Origin of the sequence: Fontibacillus panacisegetis (assembly GCF_900102215.1) — a bacterium.
Classification (GTDB): Bacteria; Bacillota; Bacilli; order Paenibacillales; family Paenibacillaceae; genus Fontibacillus; species Fontibacillus panacisegetis.
In genome coordinates this window covers 23,484-44,688 of the sequence record NZ_FNBG01000012.1, presented here as the reverse complement: position 1 = coordinate 44,688, position 21,205 = coordinate 23,484, and the positions used below count along the sequence as shown (strand labels likewise).

20 protein-coding genes are annotated in these 21,205 nt (G+C 45.3%); all 20 read right to left on the bottom strand.

The window, feature by feature from the left end; genetic code table 11:
- Window positions 1-48 precede the first annotated feature (48 nt).
- The 20 genes from BLS49_RS11730 to purE all read right to left on the bottom strand — a co-directional run bounded on the left by BLS49_RS11730 (window position 49) and on the right by purE (window position 21,080).
- Window positions 49-810 (bottom strand): hypothetical protein, encoded by a 762-nt coding sequence (locus BLS49_RS11730; RefSeq protein WP_091230212.1) that lies wholly within the window; start codon window positions 808-810, stop codon window positions 49-51.
- Window positions 807-1,505, bottom strand: a complete 699-nt coding sequence (locus tag BLS49_RS11725) for an ABC transporter ATP-binding protein (protein ID WP_091230209.1) — start codon at window positions 1,503-1,505, stop codon at window positions 807-809. Before BLS49_RS11725 ends, BLS49_RS11730 begins: the two co-directional genes overlap by 4 nt.
- A 48-nt stretch (window positions 1,506-1,553) precedes the next feature.
- Window positions 1,554-1,928, bottom strand: coding sequence for a GntR family transcriptional regulator (locus tag BLS49_RS11720; RefSeq protein ID WP_091230204.1), 375 nt, complete (start codon window positions 1,926-1,928; stop codon window positions 1,554-1,556).
- A 47-nt stretch (window positions 1,929-1,975) separates the two neighbouring features.
- Entirely contained in the window at window positions 1,976-2,746 is a 771-nt protein-coding gene (locus tag BLS49_RS11715; protein ID WP_091230201.1) for an ABC transporter permease, read from the bottom strand.
- Window positions 2,739-3,662, bottom strand: coding sequence for an ABC transporter ATP-binding protein (locus tag BLS49_RS11710; protein WP_091230465.1), 924 nt, complete (start codon window positions 3,660-3,662; stop codon window positions 2,739-2,741). Before BLS49_RS11710 ends, BLS49_RS11715 begins: the two co-directional genes overlap by 8 nt.
- A 369-nt stretch (window positions 3,663-4,031) precedes the next feature.
- Window positions 4,032-5,291 (bottom strand): threonine ammonia-lyase IlvA, encoded by a 1,260-nt coding sequence (gene ilvA / locus BLS49_RS11705; RefSeq protein WP_091230193.1) that lies wholly within the window; start codon window positions 5,289-5,291, stop codon window positions 4,032-4,034.
- 88 nt (window positions 5,292-5,379) lie between these two features.
- Entirely contained in the window at window positions 5,380-6,318 is a 939-nt protein-coding gene (locus BLS49_RS11700) for a ring-cleaving dioxygenase (protein ID WP_091230190.1), read from the bottom strand.
- A gap of 148 nt (window positions 6,319-6,466) precedes the next feature.
- Window positions 6,467-6,721 carry a hypothetical protein gene (locus BLS49_RS11695; RefSeq protein ID WP_245742345.1) on the bottom strand — a complete coding sequence of 85 codons (255 nt, stop codon included), beginning with the start codon at window positions 6,719-6,721 and terminating at the stop codon, window positions 6,467-6,469.
- A gap of 137 nt (window positions 6,722-6,858) precedes the next feature.
- Window positions 6,859-8,130, bottom strand: a complete 1,272-nt coding sequence (gene purD / locus BLS49_RS11690) for a phosphoribosylamine--glycine ligase (protein ID WP_091230183.1) — start codon at window positions 8,128-8,130, stop codon at window positions 6,859-6,861.
- Between the two features lie 450 nt (window positions 8,131-8,580).
- Window positions 8,581-10,128, bottom strand: a complete 1,548-nt coding sequence (gene purH, locus BLS49_RS11685) for a bifunctional phosphoribosylaminoimidazolecarboxamide formyltransferase/IMP cyclohydrolase (protein WP_091230179.1) — start codon at window positions 10,126-10,128, stop codon at window positions 8,581-8,583.
- Between the two features lie 149 nt (window positions 10,129-10,277).
- The gene (purN, locus tag BLS49_RS11680) at window positions 10,278-10,895 is read right to left on the bottom strand and encodes a phosphoribosylglycinamide formyltransferase (protein ID WP_091230176.1); all 618 of its coding nucleotides are present in this window, start codon (window positions 10,893-10,895) and stop codon (window positions 10,278-10,280) included.
- Window positions 10,895-11,938, bottom strand: coding sequence for a phosphoribosylformylglycinamidine cyclo-ligase (gene purM, locus BLS49_RS11675; protein ID WP_091230173.1), 1,044 nt, complete (start codon window positions 11,936-11,938; stop codon window positions 10,895-10,897). Before purM ends, purN begins: the two co-directional genes overlap by 1 nt.
- Window positions 11,939-12,467: 529 nt before the next feature.
- The gene (purF, locus tag BLS49_RS11670; RefSeq protein ID WP_091230172.1) at window positions 12,468-13,946 is read right to left on the bottom strand and encodes an amidophosphoribosyltransferase; all 1,479 of its coding nucleotides are present in this window, start codon (window positions 13,944-13,946) and stop codon (window positions 12,468-12,470) included.
- Window positions 13,931-16,174, bottom strand: coding sequence for a phosphoribosylformylglycinamidine synthase subunit PurL (gene purL / locus BLS49_RS11665; protein ID WP_091230169.1), 2,244 nt, complete (start codon window positions 16,172-16,174; stop codon window positions 13,931-13,933). The genes purF and purL overlap by 16 nt, the downstream gene beginning before the upstream one ends.
- Window positions 16,152-16,841, bottom strand: a complete 690-nt coding sequence (gene purQ, locus BLS49_RS11660; protein WP_091230165.1) for a phosphoribosylformylglycinamidine synthase subunit PurQ — start codon at window positions 16,839-16,841, stop codon at window positions 16,152-16,154. The genes purL and purQ overlap by 23 nt, the downstream gene beginning before the upstream one ends.
- A gap of 3 nt (window positions 16,842-16,844) precedes the next feature.
- Window positions 16,845-17,090, bottom strand: coding sequence for a phosphoribosylformylglycinamidine synthase subunit PurS (gene purS / locus BLS49_RS11655; protein ID WP_091230161.1), 246 nt, complete (start codon window positions 17,088-17,090; stop codon window positions 16,845-16,847).
- A gap of 85 nt (window positions 17,091-17,175) precedes the next feature.
- Window positions 17,176-18,063, bottom strand: coding sequence for a phosphoribosylaminoimidazolesuccinocarboxamide synthase (locus BLS49_RS11650; RefSeq protein WP_091230462.1), 888 nt, complete (start codon window positions 18,061-18,063; stop codon window positions 17,176-17,178).
- A 61-nt stretch (window positions 18,064-18,124) separates the two neighbouring features.
- Window positions 18,125-19,423 (bottom strand): adenylosuccinate lyase, encoded by a 1,299-nt coding sequence (purB, locus tag BLS49_RS11645; RefSeq protein WP_091230158.1) that lies wholly within the window; start codon window positions 19,421-19,423, stop codon window positions 18,125-18,127.
- The gene (gene purK / locus BLS49_RS11640; protein ID WP_091230155.1) at window positions 19,423-20,577 is read right to left on the bottom strand and encodes a 5-(carboxyamino)imidazole ribonucleotide synthase; all 1,155 of its coding nucleotides are present in this window, start codon (window positions 20,575-20,577) and stop codon (window positions 19,423-19,425) included. Before purK ends, purB begins: the two co-directional genes overlap by 1 nt.
- Window positions 20,574-21,080: a 5-(carboxyamino)imidazole ribonucleotide mutase gene (gene purE / locus BLS49_RS11635; RefSeq protein ID WP_091230151.1), complete on the bottom strand. Its 507-nt coding sequence runs from the start codon at window positions 21,078-21,080 to the stop codon at window positions 20,574-20,576. The genes purK and purE overlap by 4 nt, the downstream gene beginning before the upstream one ends.
- Window positions 21,081-21,205: the final 125 nt, after the last annotated feature.

The window sequence follows — 21,205 nt, the reverse complement described above, 5'->3', positions numbered from 1 at the left end:
ATGGCTGTCTGCTGTATAAGCAGATCCGCCATCTTTTTCTTATCTTTATTAAACCTCTACCCGTTTATTAATCAAGTATGTGATTGCCCAGATCATCAGACCGGTTACAACCAATTCAAATGCAAACAATCCCCATGGGAAATCCAGTATATTTGCTTTTATTTCAGCATTAATTCCGGTATTGATTACATTCGTATTCGTTTCAATAAATGGAAGACTCAGCTTATCCGTTTGATAAAACAATTTCGTCTCGATCCAGGATACTATATATTGCAGAACAAAAAATGTAATGATCCCAAGCCATATTCCTATACGTTTACCCTTTTGCACACTATATCCAACTGTGATGGCCAATAAGATCATTATGATCGTAACAATGCAGTTCCAGATAACCCTTAGGAAAATTATAGCTAACTCTTTATTGCTTAATAAGCTTAATTCAACCTCTTGCATCAAAATTTGAAAGTTCTCCCGATAGACCATAGTATGAATCATCATTAACACTACCACGCCGCCCACAACAATCATACCCAATAACAGTGATGATACTATCATCCAGACAGGTCGTATAGGCAGCAATCTGATATGATAAGCCATGATATTTGTTCGAAACGTTTTACACATCATAATTATCACGCTGCAGCTTACAATCATATAAAGGGCAATACTTCCGCCTAGCACTAGCGTCTGATCCCATCCCCTTACTTGAGCAGTGATGGCGAGCATGATCTGCACAATTATCAGTACTGCAAATGTGCCCAGAATTGTATTCATATTTTGCCTAAAATCATACTTCAGCAATTTGATCATTCTGCAAACACCTCTTTGAACATGTCATCAACACCTTTACCATGTCTGATCCTAAGATCCTCCACTTCCTCCTGCATAACGATAGAACCATTCTTAATAAATATAACTTCATCAAAAATCCGCTCGATATCACGGACTAAATGCGTCGAAATAATCACAGTGCTGTCCTCGCTATAGAACTCCACGATTGCATCTAATATTTTCGTTCTGGCCACCGGATCAACTCCGCCAATCGGTTCATCCAGCAAATACAGCTTCGCATTGCGGGACAATGCAAGGCTCAACTGCAGCCTTTCATTCATCCCTTTAGACAATGTGGATACCCGATCTCGCTCATTCAAATTCATAAAGTCCAGCATCCGACGTGCCTTCTCTGAATCGAAATCACTATAGAAATCCTTGTAGAACTGGATCGCGTCTCGAACCTTCATCCATGACTCAGTTAAAGGACGATCCGGCATAAAAGATACTAATGATTTCGTTTCAAGCCCCACCTGAACCCCGGTCACTGTTGCCGTCCCAGCTGAAGCCTGAATAAGACCTGCCGCTATTTTCATTAATGTACTTTTGCCGCTTCCGTTCGTGCCTAGCAAACCTACGATCTTGCCAGCACCAATACTAAAGGTCACGTCCTGCAGTGCTTTTTTAGACCCGTAGGATTTAGATATCCCCTGAAACTGAAGTATATTTTCCATACTCGTTCAAGTCTCCTCCTCAAAAATTTCAATCCTTAGTAACACAGGCTATTCTTGATTTTCTACCTTAACCGCTTCTGCCACAATTACCGCAATATCCTGATTAGTAAAACCAAGCTCCTGCATTCCATGAATAAAATGTTCCAGCAAATCTCCAGCCATCTCTTTTTTAATTGTCATAATTTTAGACTCCTCGCTTGTTACATATCTTCCAAGCCCACGTCTCGTCTCTACCACGGCTTCCCTCTCCAGTTCCTGAAACGTCCGTTGAATCGTGTTAGGATTAATTTGCAGCTCAGCAGCCAGTTCACGGACGGATGGAATTTTATCTCCTGCCTTCAGCTTGCCTGTCACAATCTCTCGTTTGATATAGTTCATAATTTGCAAATAAATCGGTAAATTGTTATCGAATTCAATAGTCACACCGGGTCGCTCCTTTCTGCCAAAATAACGAATCTCAAGTATATCATTTAAGCGATATCCCGTTTCTTAAACGTAACAAAGCTCCCTGCAAGAAACAAGAACACATACACTGCAATTACGCTGATCGAGAAACCTAGTGTCATCCCCTCGTACGGTGGATTCTGGTTATAGAAATAAGGCAACAAATCTATATTCGTAAACAGCACATATTTAATAAAGGCATATTTGGAGAGCAAAAATATGATCAGGCCATTCAGTACCACAATTACCATACTCGCTCCTATCGTAGCCCCGGTTGAGCGCGTTAACACTCCAAGCATGAAAGTAATCGTCGCGTATACCCATGTTCTTATTAAGGCAGCCGCAGTCGTTAAAAGTACATCCCTCCATGTGACATCATGTATCTCAAATCCGTATACAATTACCCCCGCTGCAAAAGATACTGCCAATGTAAATAAAGTGAGCATAACGATGAACAACAATACTGTTACATATTTGGATGCTAAAATCGCACTTCGGCTATGAGAACGGATCAACAGGAACTTTATCGTCCCCTGGCTATGCTCCTTCGTTACAGAACCCGCTGTACATATGATCGCAAGAAATGTAATGATCTGCCCTAACCCGTTATAGTTCATCATTTCATTAATTACATCAAAGCTTGTTATACCTGCTGTTATCGTTGCCGGAGCGAATGACTTCATCAGATACACAAATCCAATGATAATTACCGCCATAATCGCAAAGGGGATGAAGAAGCTTCGTTTCTTATACATTTTCAACCACTCATTAATTACTAGATTCCCAAAGTTAAGCAATTTGGTTCCCTCCAGTCCATTTTAAGAATTCATCCTCAAGCGACTCCTTCACTTCCTCCATCCGATACAGGGCAATCCCCTTCTCGCATAAAGTGTTGACGAGCAGAGGAATAGAGCTATCATCAATGGCTACCGTTATATCATTCTTTTCCGGTGAAATTCCCACTATGCGAATATCCTTCAAATGCAGCAAGCTATCCTTGGTTTGAACGACATCATTCACTCGAAGGTTAATTTGCACAATATTGGATCTATTGGTTCCATTCACTGCATCCACACCGTTGTTCTCGATATTCGCAGCTCCTAATGTTCTAACCGTAACCAGCTTACCTTCCTGAATAACCACAACACGGTTACACATCAGTTCCATCTCCGCCAGCAAATGACTGGATACTAGAATCGAAATTCCTTCCTCACTAGCGATTTTCTTCAAATAATCACGCATTTCCCGAATCCCCGCGGGATCAAGTCCATTCGTTGGCTCATCCAGAATAAGAATGGCTGGCTTATGCAGGAGTGCTTGCGCAATACCAAGTCGCTGACGCATTCCCAGGGAGTAGGCCTTTACTCTTTTGCTCATAGCGCCCTCAAGACCAACAAGCTTCACCACTTCAGAAATCCGTTCCTCGGTAATCCCTTCGCCCATTCGCTTATATTGCTTCAAGTTGTCGTACCCCGTCATGTAGGGATAGAACTCAGGATTCTCTATAATACCTCCCACATGTGATATAGCTTTGGCAAAATCCGTACGAATGCTGTGCCCCTTAACCAATACATCTCCTTCATTCATTGCGATCAAGCCTACAATCATACGAATCGTTGTCGTCTTTCCTGCTCCATTAGGACCAAGCAGCCCAACGATTTCCCCTTGATGCATATCAAAGGACAGCTGGTTCACTAATTTTTGTTTACCCATTATTTTGGTGATGCCTTTTACGGAAAGTACCGCTTGAATGTTACTTTCACTGATTTGTTCATTATCAAGTGTCACGCAGATTCACCTCTCAACGTACTAGTGTTATAGTTGAATAGTACACTAGTATTTTAACCCTGTAAAGCCTTTTTTATAAAATAATCCTGTGATTAATGTGGATAACACTGTGCACAACCTGTGGATTAGTGGAATAAGTTTGTGGACTTATGTATTTTTTCCGTGGATTAATTGTGAATAATCGTGTGCGAACTGTGGGTAAGCGATATTTTGCTAGTATGAATGTGGATAAAATTAAAAGAACCTTCGCTCTCACCTTGTGGTGATTGCAAAGGTTCCGACTGTTAGTCAATATTAAATTAATAAATTGAACAAGTTCAGGTCTCGATTCAGCTCGGTATAGGTGATGCCCTTCTCATCCATACGTTCAATCAATGCCTTATAATCATCCTTATCACTTAGCTCAATGCCTACCAGCGCAGGCCCATTCTCTTTATTGTGCTTCTTCGTATATTCAAAACGTGCAATATCATCATTGGGTCCAAGAATCTCTTCCAAAAATTCACGAAGTGCTCCTGCACGCTGGGGAAAATTAATAATAAAGTAATGCTTCAAGCCTTCATAAATAAGCGATCGTTCCTGCATTTCCTGCATACGGTCAATATCGTTGTTCCCGCCGCTAATGATACATACGACTGTTTTTCCGCGAATCTCATCACGATACATGTCTAATGCTGCCACTGGGAGTGCTCCGGCAGGCTCAACAACAATTGCACTATCATTGTATAGTCCGATAATTGTTGTGCAAGCTTTGCCTTCTGGAACTTTAACCGTCTCGTCCAATACGCGGGTGCAGATTTCATAGTTCAAATCGCCAACACGTTTTACCGCGGCCCCATCCACAAATTTATCAATCGTTTCAAGCGATATTACTTTTTTCTGTTTTAATGCCTCTGTCATTGAAGCTGCACCGGACGGTTCAACTCCGATCAACTTCGTTTGAGGACTCATTGTCTTAATGTAAGTACCTACACCGGAGACCAGACCGCCGCCGCCGATCGTTACAAACACGTAATCCGCTGGAGTATCCAGACTTTCCATGATCTCCATACCAATCGTTCCGTTGCCAGCAACAATTTTAGGATCGTCAAAAGGATGAATAAAGATCATGCCATTCTCATCACATGTTTTTACTGCTTCCTCATAAGCGTCATCAAAAGTATCTCCAATCAGAATAATTTCTACCGAAGATCCTCCAAAACGTTTAACCTGCTTAACCTTCTGATTCGGCGTCGTGCTCGGCATAAATATTTTGCCGTGAATACCCAAAGCGTTACACGAAAAAGCCACACCTTGAGCATGATTGCCTGCACTTGCACACACTACACCTTTTGCTAATTCCTCATCACTGAGGCTTCGAATCATATTGTAGGCTCCACGAATTTTAAATGAACGTACCATCTGCAAATCCTCGCGCTTCAGATACACGTTGCATTCGTATTTTGCCGACAATGTCGCGTCCAGTTGGAGCGGGGTTCGTCTTACAACTTCTTTTAGCACATGATGTGCTCGTATAATATCTTCCATTCCTACCGTTTGCCGTTCAGTACTCATTTCTTTCTCCTCACTTTATACACTGCTTCTTAATATCTCACTATCTCATTGTTCTTAAGATACACCTGAATGCGGGTTGGTTCAACTTCTATTCCAGGGATCTGATCTCAAAAGGTGGCAGCAAGCTTTCAATAACGGATCGTTCCGATTCATACCAGTCAGGAAGCATGAGCTTCTCACCGAGTGATTCCTCCGGTTCATCCGTGGCAAAGCCTGGCGGATCAGTAGCAATTTCAAACAATATCCCCCCGCCTTCGCGAAAATATACCGCCTTAAAATACTGACGATTCACGATCGGAGTTGGCTGAAAGCCAATCGCATCCAGAAGATTATGCAGCAGCAGTTGTTCGTCATCATCCTGCACTCGCCAGGCGATGTGATGAACCGTTCCGGCTCCGCCGAGTCCAGACTCCATATTCTCGACGTTCAAATCAATTACATTCCCGCGATCACCATGGGACTTGTAACGGATTAATCCGTCCTCTTCAGCTATACGTTCAAGACCGAGTACATTTTCAAGGACCAATGCTGTTTTGGAGCTGGCTCTGCTGAACAGCAAGGCGCCTCCAAAGCCCTTGATAGCATACTTTTGCGAAATTCCGCCAAAGGACCAAGTATTCCCCATCCCTTCATCCCGCTCAACTAAATCGATCAGCAGTCCTGATGGATCAGTAAACCGAACATAATCCTCTCCAAAGCGTACGGTATCCATGGACTTTACTTCATACTTCTTCAGTCGATCACGCCAAAAAAACAGACTGCCTGGCGGGATGGCATACACCGTAACACCTACCTGACCACCGCCAAGAATTCCTTGCCGCGCATTTTCCTGTGGGAAGAAAGTAATGATTGTTCCCGGTTCACCTGTCTCATTGCCAAAATATAAATGGTATATTTCCGGAGCGTCAAAATTAATGGTTTTCTTCACTAATCTGAGCCCTAAGACACCCGCATAAAAATCAACGGTCTCCTGTACATCATTCACAAAAGCTGTAATATGATGTATTCCGTCTGTAGTCGTTGTCATGACCAGTCCTCCCGATAATTACACTACATTAAATCATTATAGCGATAAGGAGCCCACAATTCACCTCAATATAATAGCAAAAGCCCCATGCTTCGCAATATTATTTGCGATCACGGAGCTTTTCAAGCATTTCATATTACACTAAAGTTCAACTGTGCTCATTTTGATGATTTTGATCCTTCGGTCTCTTTTTAGGAATAAGATGACGACTGGTCTCACCATCGGAATGCTTCACCTGAGCCAGTTCAGTCAGCCTCCATTCCGTCGTTCCCATAATGAGATCAGCCGGAAACGCTTCCCCTTTATGCAAATATGCCTCACGACCGTTTTCATCCGTATATACACCTTCAACATTTACGATCTCTCGAGAGATCGGGTCCATATCGTAGTTTTCACTGCTCATCTTCATTTGCCCTCCCTTAGTTCATGACAGAAAGTAAAAGTGAACAACCTCTCCCTGTTACCATTCACCAAAAGGATGACAATTATCCGCACCGATAAACGCTATGTCGTTCGATTTCTCGGACCTGCGCACTGTTATTACACCAGGGCTTTTACGGCAATATCAGTGCGGTTATGCTTGCCCTCAAAAGTAATCTGCTCAGCAGCGGCATATGCTTTGTTTCTAGCGTCGGCAATGTCGCTTCCAAGACCCACTACACCAAGAACTCGCCCGCCCTTAGTTACTAGATCTCCAGCATCATTAGTCGCGGTTCCGGCATGGAACACAAGGCTGCCATTCTGTTTGGCCTTTTCTTGCCCAAGAATCGGAAGTCCGGTCGGATAAGAAGCAGGATACCCGCCAGAAGCCAATACAACACATACTGCAGCTTCATCGCTCCATGAAATTTCTACTTCATCAAGAGTGCCATTAATCGCAGCGAGGAAAATATCAACCAGATCACTCTTCAATCGCGGCAGAACAACCTGAGTCTCAGGATCACCAAAACGCGCGTTAAACTCAATCGTCTTTAGTTTACCATCAGGTGCAATCATCAATCCGGCAAACAATACACCTCTGAAAGAACGGCCTTCTGATACCATTGCTTTTGCCGTTGGCTTAATAATGGTCTCAATCGCCTCTTCAATGAGGCTGTCTGCAATATGTGGAAGCGGAGAATATGTCCCCATACCGCCTGTGTTCGGACCTTGGTCGCCATCAAATACCTGCTTATGATCCTGCGCTGCTGACATCGGGCGTACTGTCTCTCCATCAACAAAAGCCAGAATCGACATTTCCTGTCCCTCAAGGAACTCCTCGATAACAACCTGACTGCCCGAATCACCAAATACTTTATCGACCATAATACTCTTCAAGGCTTCGTTTGCTTCTTCACGGGTAAAAGCAACAGTAACACCTTTACCTGCTGCCAATCCATCAGCCTTGATCACTATTGGAAGCGGTTGATTATCCAGATAAGATTGTGCGCTCTCAAAGTTATCAAACTTCTCGTATGCAGCCGTTGGAATGTTGTATTTTTTGAGCAAATCCTTCATAAACGTCTTGCTGCCTTCGATATAAGCCGCATTTTTACGAGGTCCAAACACCGGAATATTTTTCTCCTCAAAAGCATCAACAATACCATCTACTAGCGGATCATCCGGCCCGATCACAACAAGCTCGACGTTTTTCTCTTGAGCGAACTCTGTCAACCGATCGAATTCATCAACCTGAATCGGAACTACCTGAGCTACTTCCGCAATCCCCGCATTCCCTGGTGCACAATAGATGACTCCCGCCTTCGGACTCTTCGCAAGTGTCCAACAAATCGCATGCTCTCGTCCGCCGCCGCCAACTACTAAAATATCCATATCGTATATCTTTCCTCCTAAACTAATTCTGCTAAATTAATTCCGCTAACTAACTTGTAAACCAACCCGTGTGTGTATAGCGCTTACTTGTATAAGAACTCCGAATGCGCATAGTTTCTATTTGTATAACAATTCCGCAGGTGCATAGTACCCAGCTTGTATAACAACTCGTGCATAATGCATATTTGTATAACAACTAGTGCCTGCGCAAAATTACTGCAAAAATACAACTTTTTGTCTCGTACTAGATCCGCCATGTGGAATTCCTGCAAAAATGCAGTTATTTCTGGCCCAGATTCAATATTTATCCAAAATGGCGCAGAATTCCTGCACTTTTGCAGGCTTTTCACTCTACTAACTCATTCTAGTCTAAAATTGCTGCACTTTTGCAGTTTAATGAAAAACGGCAGGCCGCCGTAGCAGTCCTGCCGTACAGGCTTCATGAAGAGCTTAGTGTTTGAAATGTCTCACGCCAGTGAATACCATAGCAATCCCGTACTCATTAGCCACTTTGATCGATTCCTCATCTCTTACGGAACCGCCTGGTTGAATTACAGCTGTTACACCAGCTTTTGCAGCAAGCTCCAAAGTATCGCCCATCGGGAAGAAAGCATCAGAGGCAAGCACGCTGCCTTGTACTTTATCCCCGGCTTGTTCGATCGCGATTTTAGCTGCACCTACACGGTTCATTTGTCCGGCACCAACGCCAATCGTCATATTGTCCTTAACAAGAACAATCGCATTAGACTTCACATGCTTAACTACTTTCCAGCCGAACAGCAATTGCTTAAGCTCTTCCTCAGTTGGCTTACGATCTGTAACGACCTGAAGATCAGATTCGCTAACCGAGTGGACATCACTCTCTTGAACAACCATGCCACCATCGATGGAAGTTACCACGAATTGGCTGCTGCGGCTTGCGCCAAGTTCCAGTCCGCCGACTTTAAGCAAACGAATGTTTTTCTTCTTCGTCAGCAACTCTAGAGCTTCCTTCGTAAACCCTGGAGCAAGAATGATTTCCAGAAAAATTTCTTTAAGCAGCATAGCTGTATCTTCATCAATAATCCGGTTAGCTGCTACAATTCCACCGAAGATCGATACTGGATCAGCATCGTATGCTTTGCGGTAAGCTTCATAAATGCTCTCACCCACGCCAACGCCGCATGGATTCATATGTTTTACTGCTACAACAGCAGGCTCTTCAAATTCCTTAACGATTTGGAGTGCTGCATTAGCATCATTGATGTTATTGTATGACAACTCTTTCCCGTGCAATTGCTCGGCTGTTGTCAAAGTATCTGCTCCAGCAAGCGGTTTGCGATAAAAAGCTGCTTTTTGATGAGGATTTTCACCATAACGGAGGTCCTGAATTTTTTCATAGGTTACTGTAAAGCGTTCTGGAAGCGGATCGCCAGTTACTTTCGATAAATAATCGGAGATCAAGGCATCGTAAGCCGCAGTATGACGGAACACTTTTGCAGCAAGCTGTTTACGAGTCTCCAGTGTAGTGTCTCCATCCGCACGTACCTCTTCCAAAACCTTGGCATAATCAGCAGAATCAACGACAACACTGACAAACGCATGATTTTTAGCTGCAGAACGAAGCATAGTTGGTCCGCCAATATCGATATTTTCGATGGCATCTTCATAGGTTACATCCGGTTTTGCAATCGTCTCTTGGAATGGATACAGATTCACGACAACCAGATCGATGTAATCAAGGCCCAATTTTTTCATTTGAGCTTGATGCTCCTCACTGTCACGAACTGCCAACAATCCACTATGAACCGCAGGATGCAACGTTTTAACGCGACCATCCAAAATTTCCGGGAAACCTGTCACATCAGAGATACCAATTACTGGCACACCCTCTTTCGACAAAAGGTTTTTGGTTCCCCCTGTAGAAATAATTTCCACACCCAGCTTAGACAGCTCGCGGCAAAAATCCACGATCCCTGTTTTATCCGACACACTTACCAGTGCTCTCTTGATACCCAAAATTGGCTCCTCCTTTATTATGGCGAATCATGACCCCGATATTTCTCGGGAAATATCGAAATATTATCGAAATGTAATCCCAGCCTCCTGAAAAAGACTTCTTTCGCAATCAAGGCTTGAAACGCTACATTGTTCGCTAAAAACCAGATTTATTTATTATGAATCGAAACCTGTCTGCCTTCCAGACGAACGAGTCCTTTAGCAAACATGCTTACCACCTGCGGATATAACTGCTGTTCAGCTTGATGAATCTTGGATTCCAGCGAATCCAAAGTGTCCTCAGATGTAATTTCTACCGCCTGTTGAGCAATGACAGGACCGCTATCCATACCGCCATCTACAAAATGCACAGTAATTCCGGTCAGCTTAACACCATAATCCCAAGCTTGTCCTATCGCGTTTTTGCCTGGAAAAGCAGGCAATAAAGAAGGATGCACATTGATCATTCTTCCCGCATAACGCTCGACTAGCACAGAGGTTAACAGTCTCATATATCCTGCCAGCACCACGAGGTCCACATTTCTTTTCTCCAGCTCAGCAGCTATTTCTGCTTCATAATCTTCACGCCTTGCATAGGCTTTGGGATCGAACACATAAGATTCGACCCCGGCCTTGCGTGCACGCTCTACAACCGGAGCTTGCGATTTGTCGCAGACGAGCAGTACAACCTCTGCTCCAAGTGACCCGGACAATGAAGCATCGGCCATCGTCTGAAAGTTGCTGCCCTGTCCGGAGGCAAATACCGCGATCCGGTAAGGTGACGACATTATACTTCCGCTCCTTTGAACGTTACGATACGGTCACCCTCAGTAACGCGTCCAATCACATAAGGATTCTCTCCAGCAGCACGTAATGCAGCCAAAGAAGCTTCCTCATCTTCCTTAGCAACGACAATTACAAATCCAATCCCCATATTGAATGTCGTAAACATATCACGATTGCTGACATTCCCCTTTTCTTGTAGCAGAGAGAAAATAGGAAGAATCGGCCATGTACCATAGTCTACTTCTACATTCACTCCGTCAGGCAATACACGAGGAATATTTTCGATAAAGCCTCCACCCGTAATGTGAGCCATGCCTTTAACCTTAACTTGTTCAAGCAAAGACAGAACCGGCTTCACATACAGCTTGGTAGGCGTCAAAAGTACATCACCCAGAACTTCGCCGCCTAACTCAGGCAGACTATCCTTCAGGCTGTAGCCTGATTGCTCGAGAAGCAGCTTGCGAACAAGCGAAAAGCCGTTACTGTGAACACCGCTAGAAGCCAGGCCAATGACCGTGTCGCCCGCAGTAATGGAGCTTCCGTTCACGATCTTGCTTTTATCGACAACACCAACGGTAAAACCAGCAATATCATATTCTCCTTCAGCGTACATCCCCGGCATTTCTGCAGTCTCTCCGCCGATCAGCGCACAGCCTGATTCACTGCAGCCTTCTGCAATGCCGGATACGATTGCTTCAATCTTCTCTGGAATAACCTTGTCGCATGCGAGATAGTCAAGGAAAAAAAGCGGCTCAGCACCCTGCACGACGATGTCATTCACGCACATCGCTACAGCATCGATTCCGATTGTGTCATGCTTGTCCATCGCAAATGCGATTTTCAGTTTCGTACCAACACCATCTGTACCCGATACTAGCACAGGCTCCTCATATTTATCTTTGTTCAGACCGAACAAAGCGCCAAAGCCGCCTAAATCCGTCATCACTTCCGGACGAAACGTCCGTTTGACGTGTTTCTTCATCCGCTCTACTGCTTCATTCCCTGCCGCGATATCTACTCCGGCATTCTTATACGCTTCAGACACTCAAGGACACTCTCCTTTTAATAAGGTAGTTTAAAAATCAGCTTTTGATCACGAAGCTCAACCAGGAGCTTATTCGACATCGAATCTTGAATTCATCTGGTCCTTCCGGTACTCACGTACACAAAACGTACGCTCCGTTCCTCAGTCCCAGCTTTATTCAACCTTCTCGGTGCTGAAAATCCGATTTTTAAACATGATTTTAATAAGGTAGTTAAACTCATGAATTACATATGATGTGAAGTATCGTGTTTTCGATAATTACTGCTTGGACGACTGGAGTTACATAAGGGAGAAATGTTCCCCTATTCACCCGTTTCAAAGTGATTTTCGTAAATTAGGGGAACTTTTTTCCTCTAATATGAGTAAAACCACCAAAACAAGCAGTGAATACTCTGATCTCTGTAATATAAGGGAATTATCTTCCTCTATTTTCAAAAATCCGGTCGAATTTTTATAAATAGCGTACTATTTTTCCTCTATGCTCATTCAAAAGACTTCATACCCGTCTTGACATTCTGCATGAGGAAATTTAGCAGCTGCAGCCGAATTTTTCCTCGCCCTCAAAACTTGTCCGGGTAGGATAATCGTTGTCAAAGCACGCCATACATAGACCGCCTTTATAGTCACTCGCATTATCCCCGCCAACTGCTTGAATCAAACCTTCTGGACTTAAAAACTCCAAAGAGTCAGCATTGATTTCACGGCGAATCTCGTCGATCGTCTTGTAAGAAGCAATCAGCTCGGCGCGATCTGGAGTATCTATGCCATAAAAGCAAGGGTTTTTGAAAGGTGGAGAAGTAATACGCACATGCACTTCAGTAGCACCTGCATCCCGCAGCAGATTGACGATCCGGCGCGATGTCGTGCCACGAACGATAGAATCATCGATCATAACGACCCGCTTACCTTCAACAACCCTGCGAACCGCACTCAGCTTCATTTTTACACCCTGCTCACGCAGCTCCTGACTCGGCTGAATAAATGTACGTCCTGTGTACTTGTTTTTAATCAAGCCAAGCTCGTAAGGGATACCCGTCTGCTCTGCATAACCAATCGCTGCGGAGATACTGGAATCCGGTACGCCCGTGACAACATCAGCATCTACAAAAGATTCCTGAGCCATCATCTGACCCATCCGTTTACGCGCAGCATGCAGGTTTGAACCGTTCAAATCACTGTCCGGGCGAGAAAAGTAAATGTACTCCATCGCGCATAACGCTTTTCTTTGAGGAGCCGTGTAACGATCTTCATGCAACCCGTTGCCATCCAGCACAAGCAGCTCACCTGGAAGAATGTCTCGAATGCTCTGCGCACCGACAACTTCAAAGGCACAAGTCTCGGAGGAGAACAGATAAGCATCTCCCAGCTTAGCCATCGTTAACGGACGAAGTCCATTTGGATCACTGGCAACAATAAGCTTGTCATTCGTCATCAGCAGGAAGGCGAATCCGCCTACCAGACGCTGTAATGCATCTTTTGCAGCTTCAACAAAATCTTTAGGAGAACGTGCGATAAGGTGGGCAATAACCTCCGTATCACTTGTTGTCTGAAAAATCGAACCGCTTTGCTCAAGCTCGCGGCGAATCTGCGGCGCGTTCACGATATTGCCGTTCGTTGCTACCGCCAAATCACCATCACGATATTTGAACACAAGCGGTTGAGCATTCGTTAAGCGGCTGTCACCGCTAGTCGAGTAACGAACATGACCAATGGAACGTTCGCCGCGAAGGGACATCAATTTATCACGATCAAATACTTCCTTAACGAGTCCCATACCACGATGGTAGTTAAATTCTTCTCCGTTTGATACGCAGATCCCCGCGCTCTCCTCACCGCGATGCTGAAGAGCGTGAAGACCATAATAGGACAAAGAAGCGGCTTCCGGGTGACCAAACACCCCGAATACGCCGCATTCTTCTTTTAATGTGTCAAAAATATCGCTACGACCAGTGCCTTCATTGTAATAATCTCCTGTCCAAAGACGCTCTGAAATTATTTCATCAGACATGGAATAACATCCTCCCAGACCTGCTTCAATCCTGACACCGTTTTGCTCAGAGCTTTCGCTCCATTAATTTGAATGTCAAGATTTTGGCCTTGTACTTGACCGATCACTTGAACGGGAACGCCACGGGATGCAATGAAGTCTTCCAGCTCTTTTGCTTTGTCTGCGGAAGCAGAAAGCAGGATGCGGGATTGTGACTCACTGAACAGCAGGGCGTCGTTGCGAAGATTTGTATTCAATTGAACGTTAGCTCCCAGACCACCGCTAATGCAGGATTCAGCAAGAGCAACTGCAAGTCCACCCTCTGACAAATCGTGAGCAGAGTGTACATAGCCATTTTGAATCGCTGCAAGTACTGTATCGAGCAATTTACGTTCAGTGTTCAGATCCAGCTGTGGTGGGCGTCCCTCAGTTACGCCATGAACAATCGCCTGGAATTCACTACCTCCAAGCTCTGCGAACGTATCACCCAACAGGAGGATTGCATCGCCTTCGGTCTTAAAGCCTTGGGTTGTAATATGCTCTGTATCATGTACAAGCCCAACCATACCAACAACCGGAGTCGGATAAATCGCACCTTTTGCATTTTCGTTATACAGACTGACGTTACCGCCAATTACCGGAGTATCGAGAACGCGGCAAGCCTCTGCCATACCGTCAACCGATTTTTCCATTTGCCAGAAAATTTCCGGCTTCTCAGGACTACCGAAGTTCAAGTTATCTGTAATTGCCAGCGGCTCAGCACCGGAACATACGATGTTACGAGCTGCTTCACTAACCGCAATACGTCCACCTACTTCAGGGTCCAAATATACGAAACGTCCGTTACAATCTGTCGTCATCGCAAGAGCTTTGCGTGTTCCGCGAACGGTAACAACAGCGGCATCTGAGCCTGGACGAACTGCAGTGCTTGTACGCACCATTGTATCGTATTGCTCATATACCCAAGCCTTGCTAGCTACTGATGGAGACGATAACACCTTGTCCAGTGCACCGCCCAAATCCGTAACTTCTTCATAACGATTTGTGTCTACATTTTCATTTTCTAGATAATAAGCAGGAACTGTAGATGGCTTATCATAGATTGGACACTCATCAACGAGCGCTGTTACTGGCATGTCGCCAACCACTTCACCGTGATGGAACAGCTTCAGACGTCCGTCATCTGTTACCTTACCAACCTTTGCACAGATAACACCCCATCGCTCGAAGATTTCAAGGGCTTGCGCTTCATCCTTAGGCTCAACCACGAACAACATCCGTTCCTGAGATTCAGACAGCATCATTTCATAAGCTGTCATGCCTGCTTCACGTTGTGGAACCTGGTCAAGATACAATTCCAGACCGTTACCTGCTTTACTTGCCATTTCAGCACTAGAGCAAGTCAAACCTGCCGCACCCATATCCTGAATACCAAGAACGATTCCTGTATCAATCAATTCAAGACAAGCTTCCATAACAAGCTTCTCCATAAATGGATCGCCTACTTGAACTGCTGTCCGTTTTGCTTCTGATTCTTCTGTCAATTCTTCAGATGCAAAGGTAGCGCCGTGAATACCGTCACGCCCAGTTGGCGGCCCGACATAAAATACCGGATTGCCTACACCTTTAGCGACACCGCGCTGAATTTTGTCATGATCGATCAAACCGACGCACATCGCGTTAACAAGCGGGTTACCGTCATAGGAATCATCGAACACAACTTCGCCGCCGACAGTCGGAATACCGATACAGTTACCATAACCAGCAATCCCTGATACGACATGCTCGAACAAATACTTAACACGATCACTCTCAAGCTTGCCGAAGCGAAGCGAGTTCAGAACTGCGATAGGTCTTGAACCCATGGAGAAAATATCGCGAATAATACCGCCAACGCCAGTCGCAGCACCTTGGTACGGCTCTACTGCAGAAGGATGGTTATGGCTCTCGATTTTGAATACAACCGCTTGGTTGTCGCCAATATCAACGATCCCCGCACCTTCACCCGGTCCCATCAGGACGCGAGGTCCGCTAGTCGGGAAGCGACGAAGAAGTGGTTTAGAGTTTTTATAAGCACAATGCTCGGACCACATTACGCTGAATACGCCGATTTCCGTATAGTTCGGCTTACGACCGAGAAATCCACAAATGAGTTCATACTCGCTGTCCGAAACGCCCATCTGTTTATATATTTGCTGCTCTGCAATTTGTTCTGCATTCGGTTCCTTAGCGGACACTTGCTGACTCATGACGATCCCTCCAAGCCTTTAGTATCGAAGTAAACATTTTCTTGCCGTCTTCTGATCCAAACAAGCTATCCACAGCGCGCTCAGGGTGAGGCATCATCCCCACTACATTACCGCGCTCATTTGAGATGCCTGCGATATCTTCAAGCGATCCATTCGGATTGTTTACATATGTGAAAATAATTTGATTGTTCTTTTTCAATTGCTCAAGAGTAGCATCATCACAATAATAGTTGCCTTCACCATGTGCGATAGGAATAACAATCTCTTCACCCGCTGCATACTCCGAAGTAAAAGGATTAGTGTTATTCTCAACACGAAGCACTGTATCGTGGCAGCGGAATTTGAGTGATGTGTTTCGAAGCAGTGTACCTGGAAGCAAGCCCGCCTCAGTCAAAATTTGAAATCCATTACAAATACCAAGAATGAACTTACCTTCTTCAGCGGCCTTCGCTACTTCATTCATTACAGGCGCAAAACGGGAGATTGCTCCGCAGCGGAGATAGTCGCCGTAAGAGAAACCACCAGGAACAAGAATGCCATCGTAAGCGGAAAGATCCGTAGCTGTATGCCATACGTAGTCTACAGGTTGGCCAATCGTATCTTCCACCGCTTTGTAGCAGTCAATATCACAGTTAGAACCGGGAAATACGAGTACTGCGAATTTCATGAATCAGCCCTCCAATTCAAAGCGGTAATCTTCTACAACCGTATTTGCCAAAAGCTTTTCACACATTTCTTTGACACGGGTTTCCGCTTCATTACGGTCGTTAGTGTCCAGTTGAAGTTCCATATACTTACCGATTCGAACGCTATCTACTTCTTTAAATCCCATAGAATGCAGCGCTCCTTGTACAGCAACTCCTTGCGGATCAAGTACGCTTTGCTTGATGGTGACATAAACGATCGCTTTAATCATATTCCTCGTGTTCCTCCTAAGTTTTTTGCGGCCATGCCGCAGATTTATAATAAAAGAATAATTACCATATGAACTTCCTATTTCCTTACAACTCTTGGCCAGTCAGGCGTTTGTAGATGTCCCTGTAACGACGAGTCGTTTCTTCGACTACATGTGCCGGAAGAGGATCAGGTTGACTGTTCTTGTCCCAATCGGAGCCTGCCAAATACGTGCGAACCGGCTCCTTATCCATGCTGTCGATCTCGATGTCGAGCGCGTAATTTTCTTTTGACCAGAAGCGCGAAGCATCCGGCGTGAAAATTTCATCGATCAGAATCAGCTTGCCGTCTACAAGACCAAACTCCAATTTGCAATCTGCCAAAATAATGCCTCTCTCCTCGCAAAAATCACGAGCAAAGCTATACAGCTCAAGGCTACGGGTTTTCAGCTCGTCGGCCAATTCGCTACCCACCTTATCTGCCATTGCCTCAAACGATATGTCTTCATCATGCCCAACATCGTTTTTGGCTGCTGGCGTAAAGATCGGTTCAGCAAGCTTATCATTTTTGCGCAAGCCTGCCGGAAGCGGAATGCCGTTAATTTCTCCGTTTTTTTCATACTGTCTCCAGCCCCCGCCGGTAATATATCCGCGCACTACACATTCGATATCGATGCGCTCTGCTTTGCGGGTAACCATAATCCGGTTTTGAAGCGCTGGCTTGTTCTCATCACTCACAATAGCTCCAAGTCGATCAACATCCGTATGAACGACATGGTTCTCCATCAGATCCTCCGTGACCTCAAACCAGTATGAGCTTAGTCGGTTCAGAACATTCCCCTTGTCCGGCACTGCAGGCTCAAGAACATAGTCGAATGCGGAGATCCGGTCGGTTACTACGATCAGGTAGTGCTCCCCTAAATCGTATAGCTCCCGTACCTTGCCTTTGTAGAGCAGCGGGGCATTAATCAAGTCCGCCGCCGTAGAAATTGCCAGTAATGACATCTTCGCTATCCCCCTTATTTTGTAGCTGTATAGCTTAACTTAGCTTTGCTTACTACTCTGTGAGTCCCAACTTGCGGAAAATCGTATCTACATGCTTCAAATGCCAAGCAGGATTAAATGCATCTTCGATCTCTTCCTTACTCAGCACTGCCGTAATTTCCGGCGTCTCTTCAACAATGTCACGGAACTGACGTTGTGTCTCCCACGCCTTCATTGCCCGAGGTTGAACAGTGTCATAGGCTTGCTCACGGCTAAAGCCTTTGTCGATCAGCTTCGTCAACACCCGTCCGGAGAACGGAACGCCATAAGTACTACCCATATTACGCTTCATGTTCTCTGGGAACACGGTCAAGTTTTTAACGATGTTGCCAAAACGGTTCAGCATGTAATTCAGAAGCATCGTAGCATCCGGCAAAATAATACGCTCTACCGAGGAATGCGAGATATCGCGTTCATGCCAAAGTGTCACATTCTCATAAGCAGAAATCATATGACCACGAATGACACGGGACAGGCCTGAAATATTCTCGCAGCCAATAGGATTACGTTTGTGCGGCATAGCGGAGGAACCTTTTTGACCTTTAGCAAAAGCTTCCTCTACCTCACGGAATTCACTCTTTTGCAAAGCGCGAATTTCTGTAGCAAATTTATCAAGCGATGTAGCGATCAGCGCCAAAGCCGCCATATATTCAGCATGACGATCACGCTGCAAGGTTTGAGTAGAAATCGGAGCTGCCTTTGTACCAAGCTTGTCACATACAAACTGTTCGACAGAAGGATCGATGTTGGCATAAGTACCTACTGCACCGGAAATTTTACCGTATTGAACATTGTCAGCCGCATGGCGGAAACGCTCCAGATTACGTTTCATTTCTTCGTACCAGAGCGCCATTTTCAGACCAAATGTCGTAGGTTCAGCATGAACGCCATGTGTACGGCCCATCATCGGGGTATCTTTGTAAGCTATCGCTTTGTCACGCAAAATTTCGATGAAGTTGACAATGTCTTTTTCCAAAATCTCATTGGCTTGTTTCAACAAATAACCAAGAGCAGTGTCAACTACATCCGTTGAAGTTAGACCGTAATGTACCCATTTCCGCTCTGCGCCCAAGCTCTCGGAGACAGCACGTGTAAACGCGATAACATCATGTCTGGTCTCTTGTTCAATTTCATAGATTCGATCGATATCAAATTTTGCATTCTTGCGAAGCAATACGGTATCTTCCTTAGGGATAACACCTAGCTCAGCCCATGCCTCACAAGCACAAAGTTCAACTTCCAGCCAAGCTCTAAACTTGTTCTCTTCGGTCCAAATGGCCCGCATTTCCGGTCTACTGTAGCGTTCGATCATTAGTTCTGATTCCTCCAAATATTGGTTTGCTGTATCCAGTTAAGGCCGTCCTCTACATCGTCACAGAGCAGATTGATATGTCCCATTTTACGTTTAGGAGCCGAACCTTTCTTACCATATAAGTGTACTTTCGGGATCACATTAAATCCAGTTTCCGTACTATTAACTACGATTCCCTCTACATCTTCCGTATGCTCACCGAGCACATTAACCATCACAACAGGTGTCCGCAGCTTCGTAGGGCCGAGCGGCAAATTGCAGACAGCTCTGACATGCTGCTCAAATTGCGAGGTTGCACAAGCCTCCATAGTATAATGTCCCGAATTATGTGGCCGAGGGGCCAACTCGTTGACGTAAATCTCTCCATCTTCAGTCAGGAACATCTCTACCGCGAGCAATCCGACTGCTTCCATCGATTCAGCGATATTAGCAGCTAACCGTTCTGCTTCCTGCTGTACCTTCTCATTTACTCGTGCAGGAACTATAGAAACATGCAGGATGTTATCTACATGAATGTTTTCCGCAACAGGAAAAGTTTTAATTTCCCCACGCGGGCTGCGTGCAGCGATAACTGAAATCTCCTTGACGAATGAAATGAATTGCTCGAGAACTAGCTCGACTCCAGCCTTACTCAGCTCAGCATAAGCCGGGCCAATCTCCGATTCCGACCGGATCACCCATTGTCCTTTGCCATCATATCCGCCCATCGCCGTCTTAAGCACGCATGGAATACCGAGCCTTGATACTGCCTCACGCAGATCAGCCTCACTACCGATCTCTGCATACGGAGCAACCGTCGCTCCCGCCTTCTCCACCGCTCTCTTCTCACGAAGACGATGCTGCGTAGTATATAGAAGACGGCTACCCTGCGGTACATAAGAAAGCTCTTCAAGCAAAGCAGCCACTTCAGCGTCTACATTTTCAAATTCATAAGTAATTACATCCGAGCGTTCAGCGAGCTCACGGGCCGCTGTCTGGTCACTATACCCCGCAACAATTTGTCCAGCGACCTGACCGCAGGGGGACTCTGGCGTAGGATCGAGCGCAATAAACCGATATCCCAAATTACTGCCAGCCAGCGCCATCATACGTCCCAGCTGTCCACCACCAAGCACTCCAATCGTGGAGCCTGGCCGAATAACCGATTGACTCATTGACCGCGCTCCTCCAACACGAGATCATGGCTGCTCTCCAGCACTGCATCCCGCAGACTGTCCCGTCGCTTCTGAAGTCGACTTGCAAGTTCAGGATCATAAGCACCCAGTATTTGTGCCGCAAGCAAACCTGCATTTGTAGCACCAGCTTTACCGATTGCAACCGTCGCAACCGGGATGCCGCCTGGCATCTGCACGATAGAAAGCAAGGAATCAAAGCCGTTAAGCGCAGCGGATTTCACTGGAACACCGATGACTGGAAGCACCGTTTTTGCTGCAACCATACCCGGCAAATGCGCTGCGCCTCCCGCTCCAGCAATAATCACTTTCAGCCCACGCTGTGCTGCATTCTCCGCAAATTCAAACATCAAATCCGGTGTACGGTGAGCTGAGACTACCTGTTTCTCGTAAGGAATCTCTAACTCCTCCAAAATAGCACATGCATGAGACATCGTATCCCAATCTGATTTGCTGCCCATAATCACTGCAACCTGTGCTGACATGCTTCAACCTACTTTCTGTGATTTTTAGAAATGATCTATCTAAAATTCATTAACCAGTAAACTGTCCCAATACATGTGCAAACATGAAAAAATCCGGGATGCTCTGGAAAATAGACACTATTTTC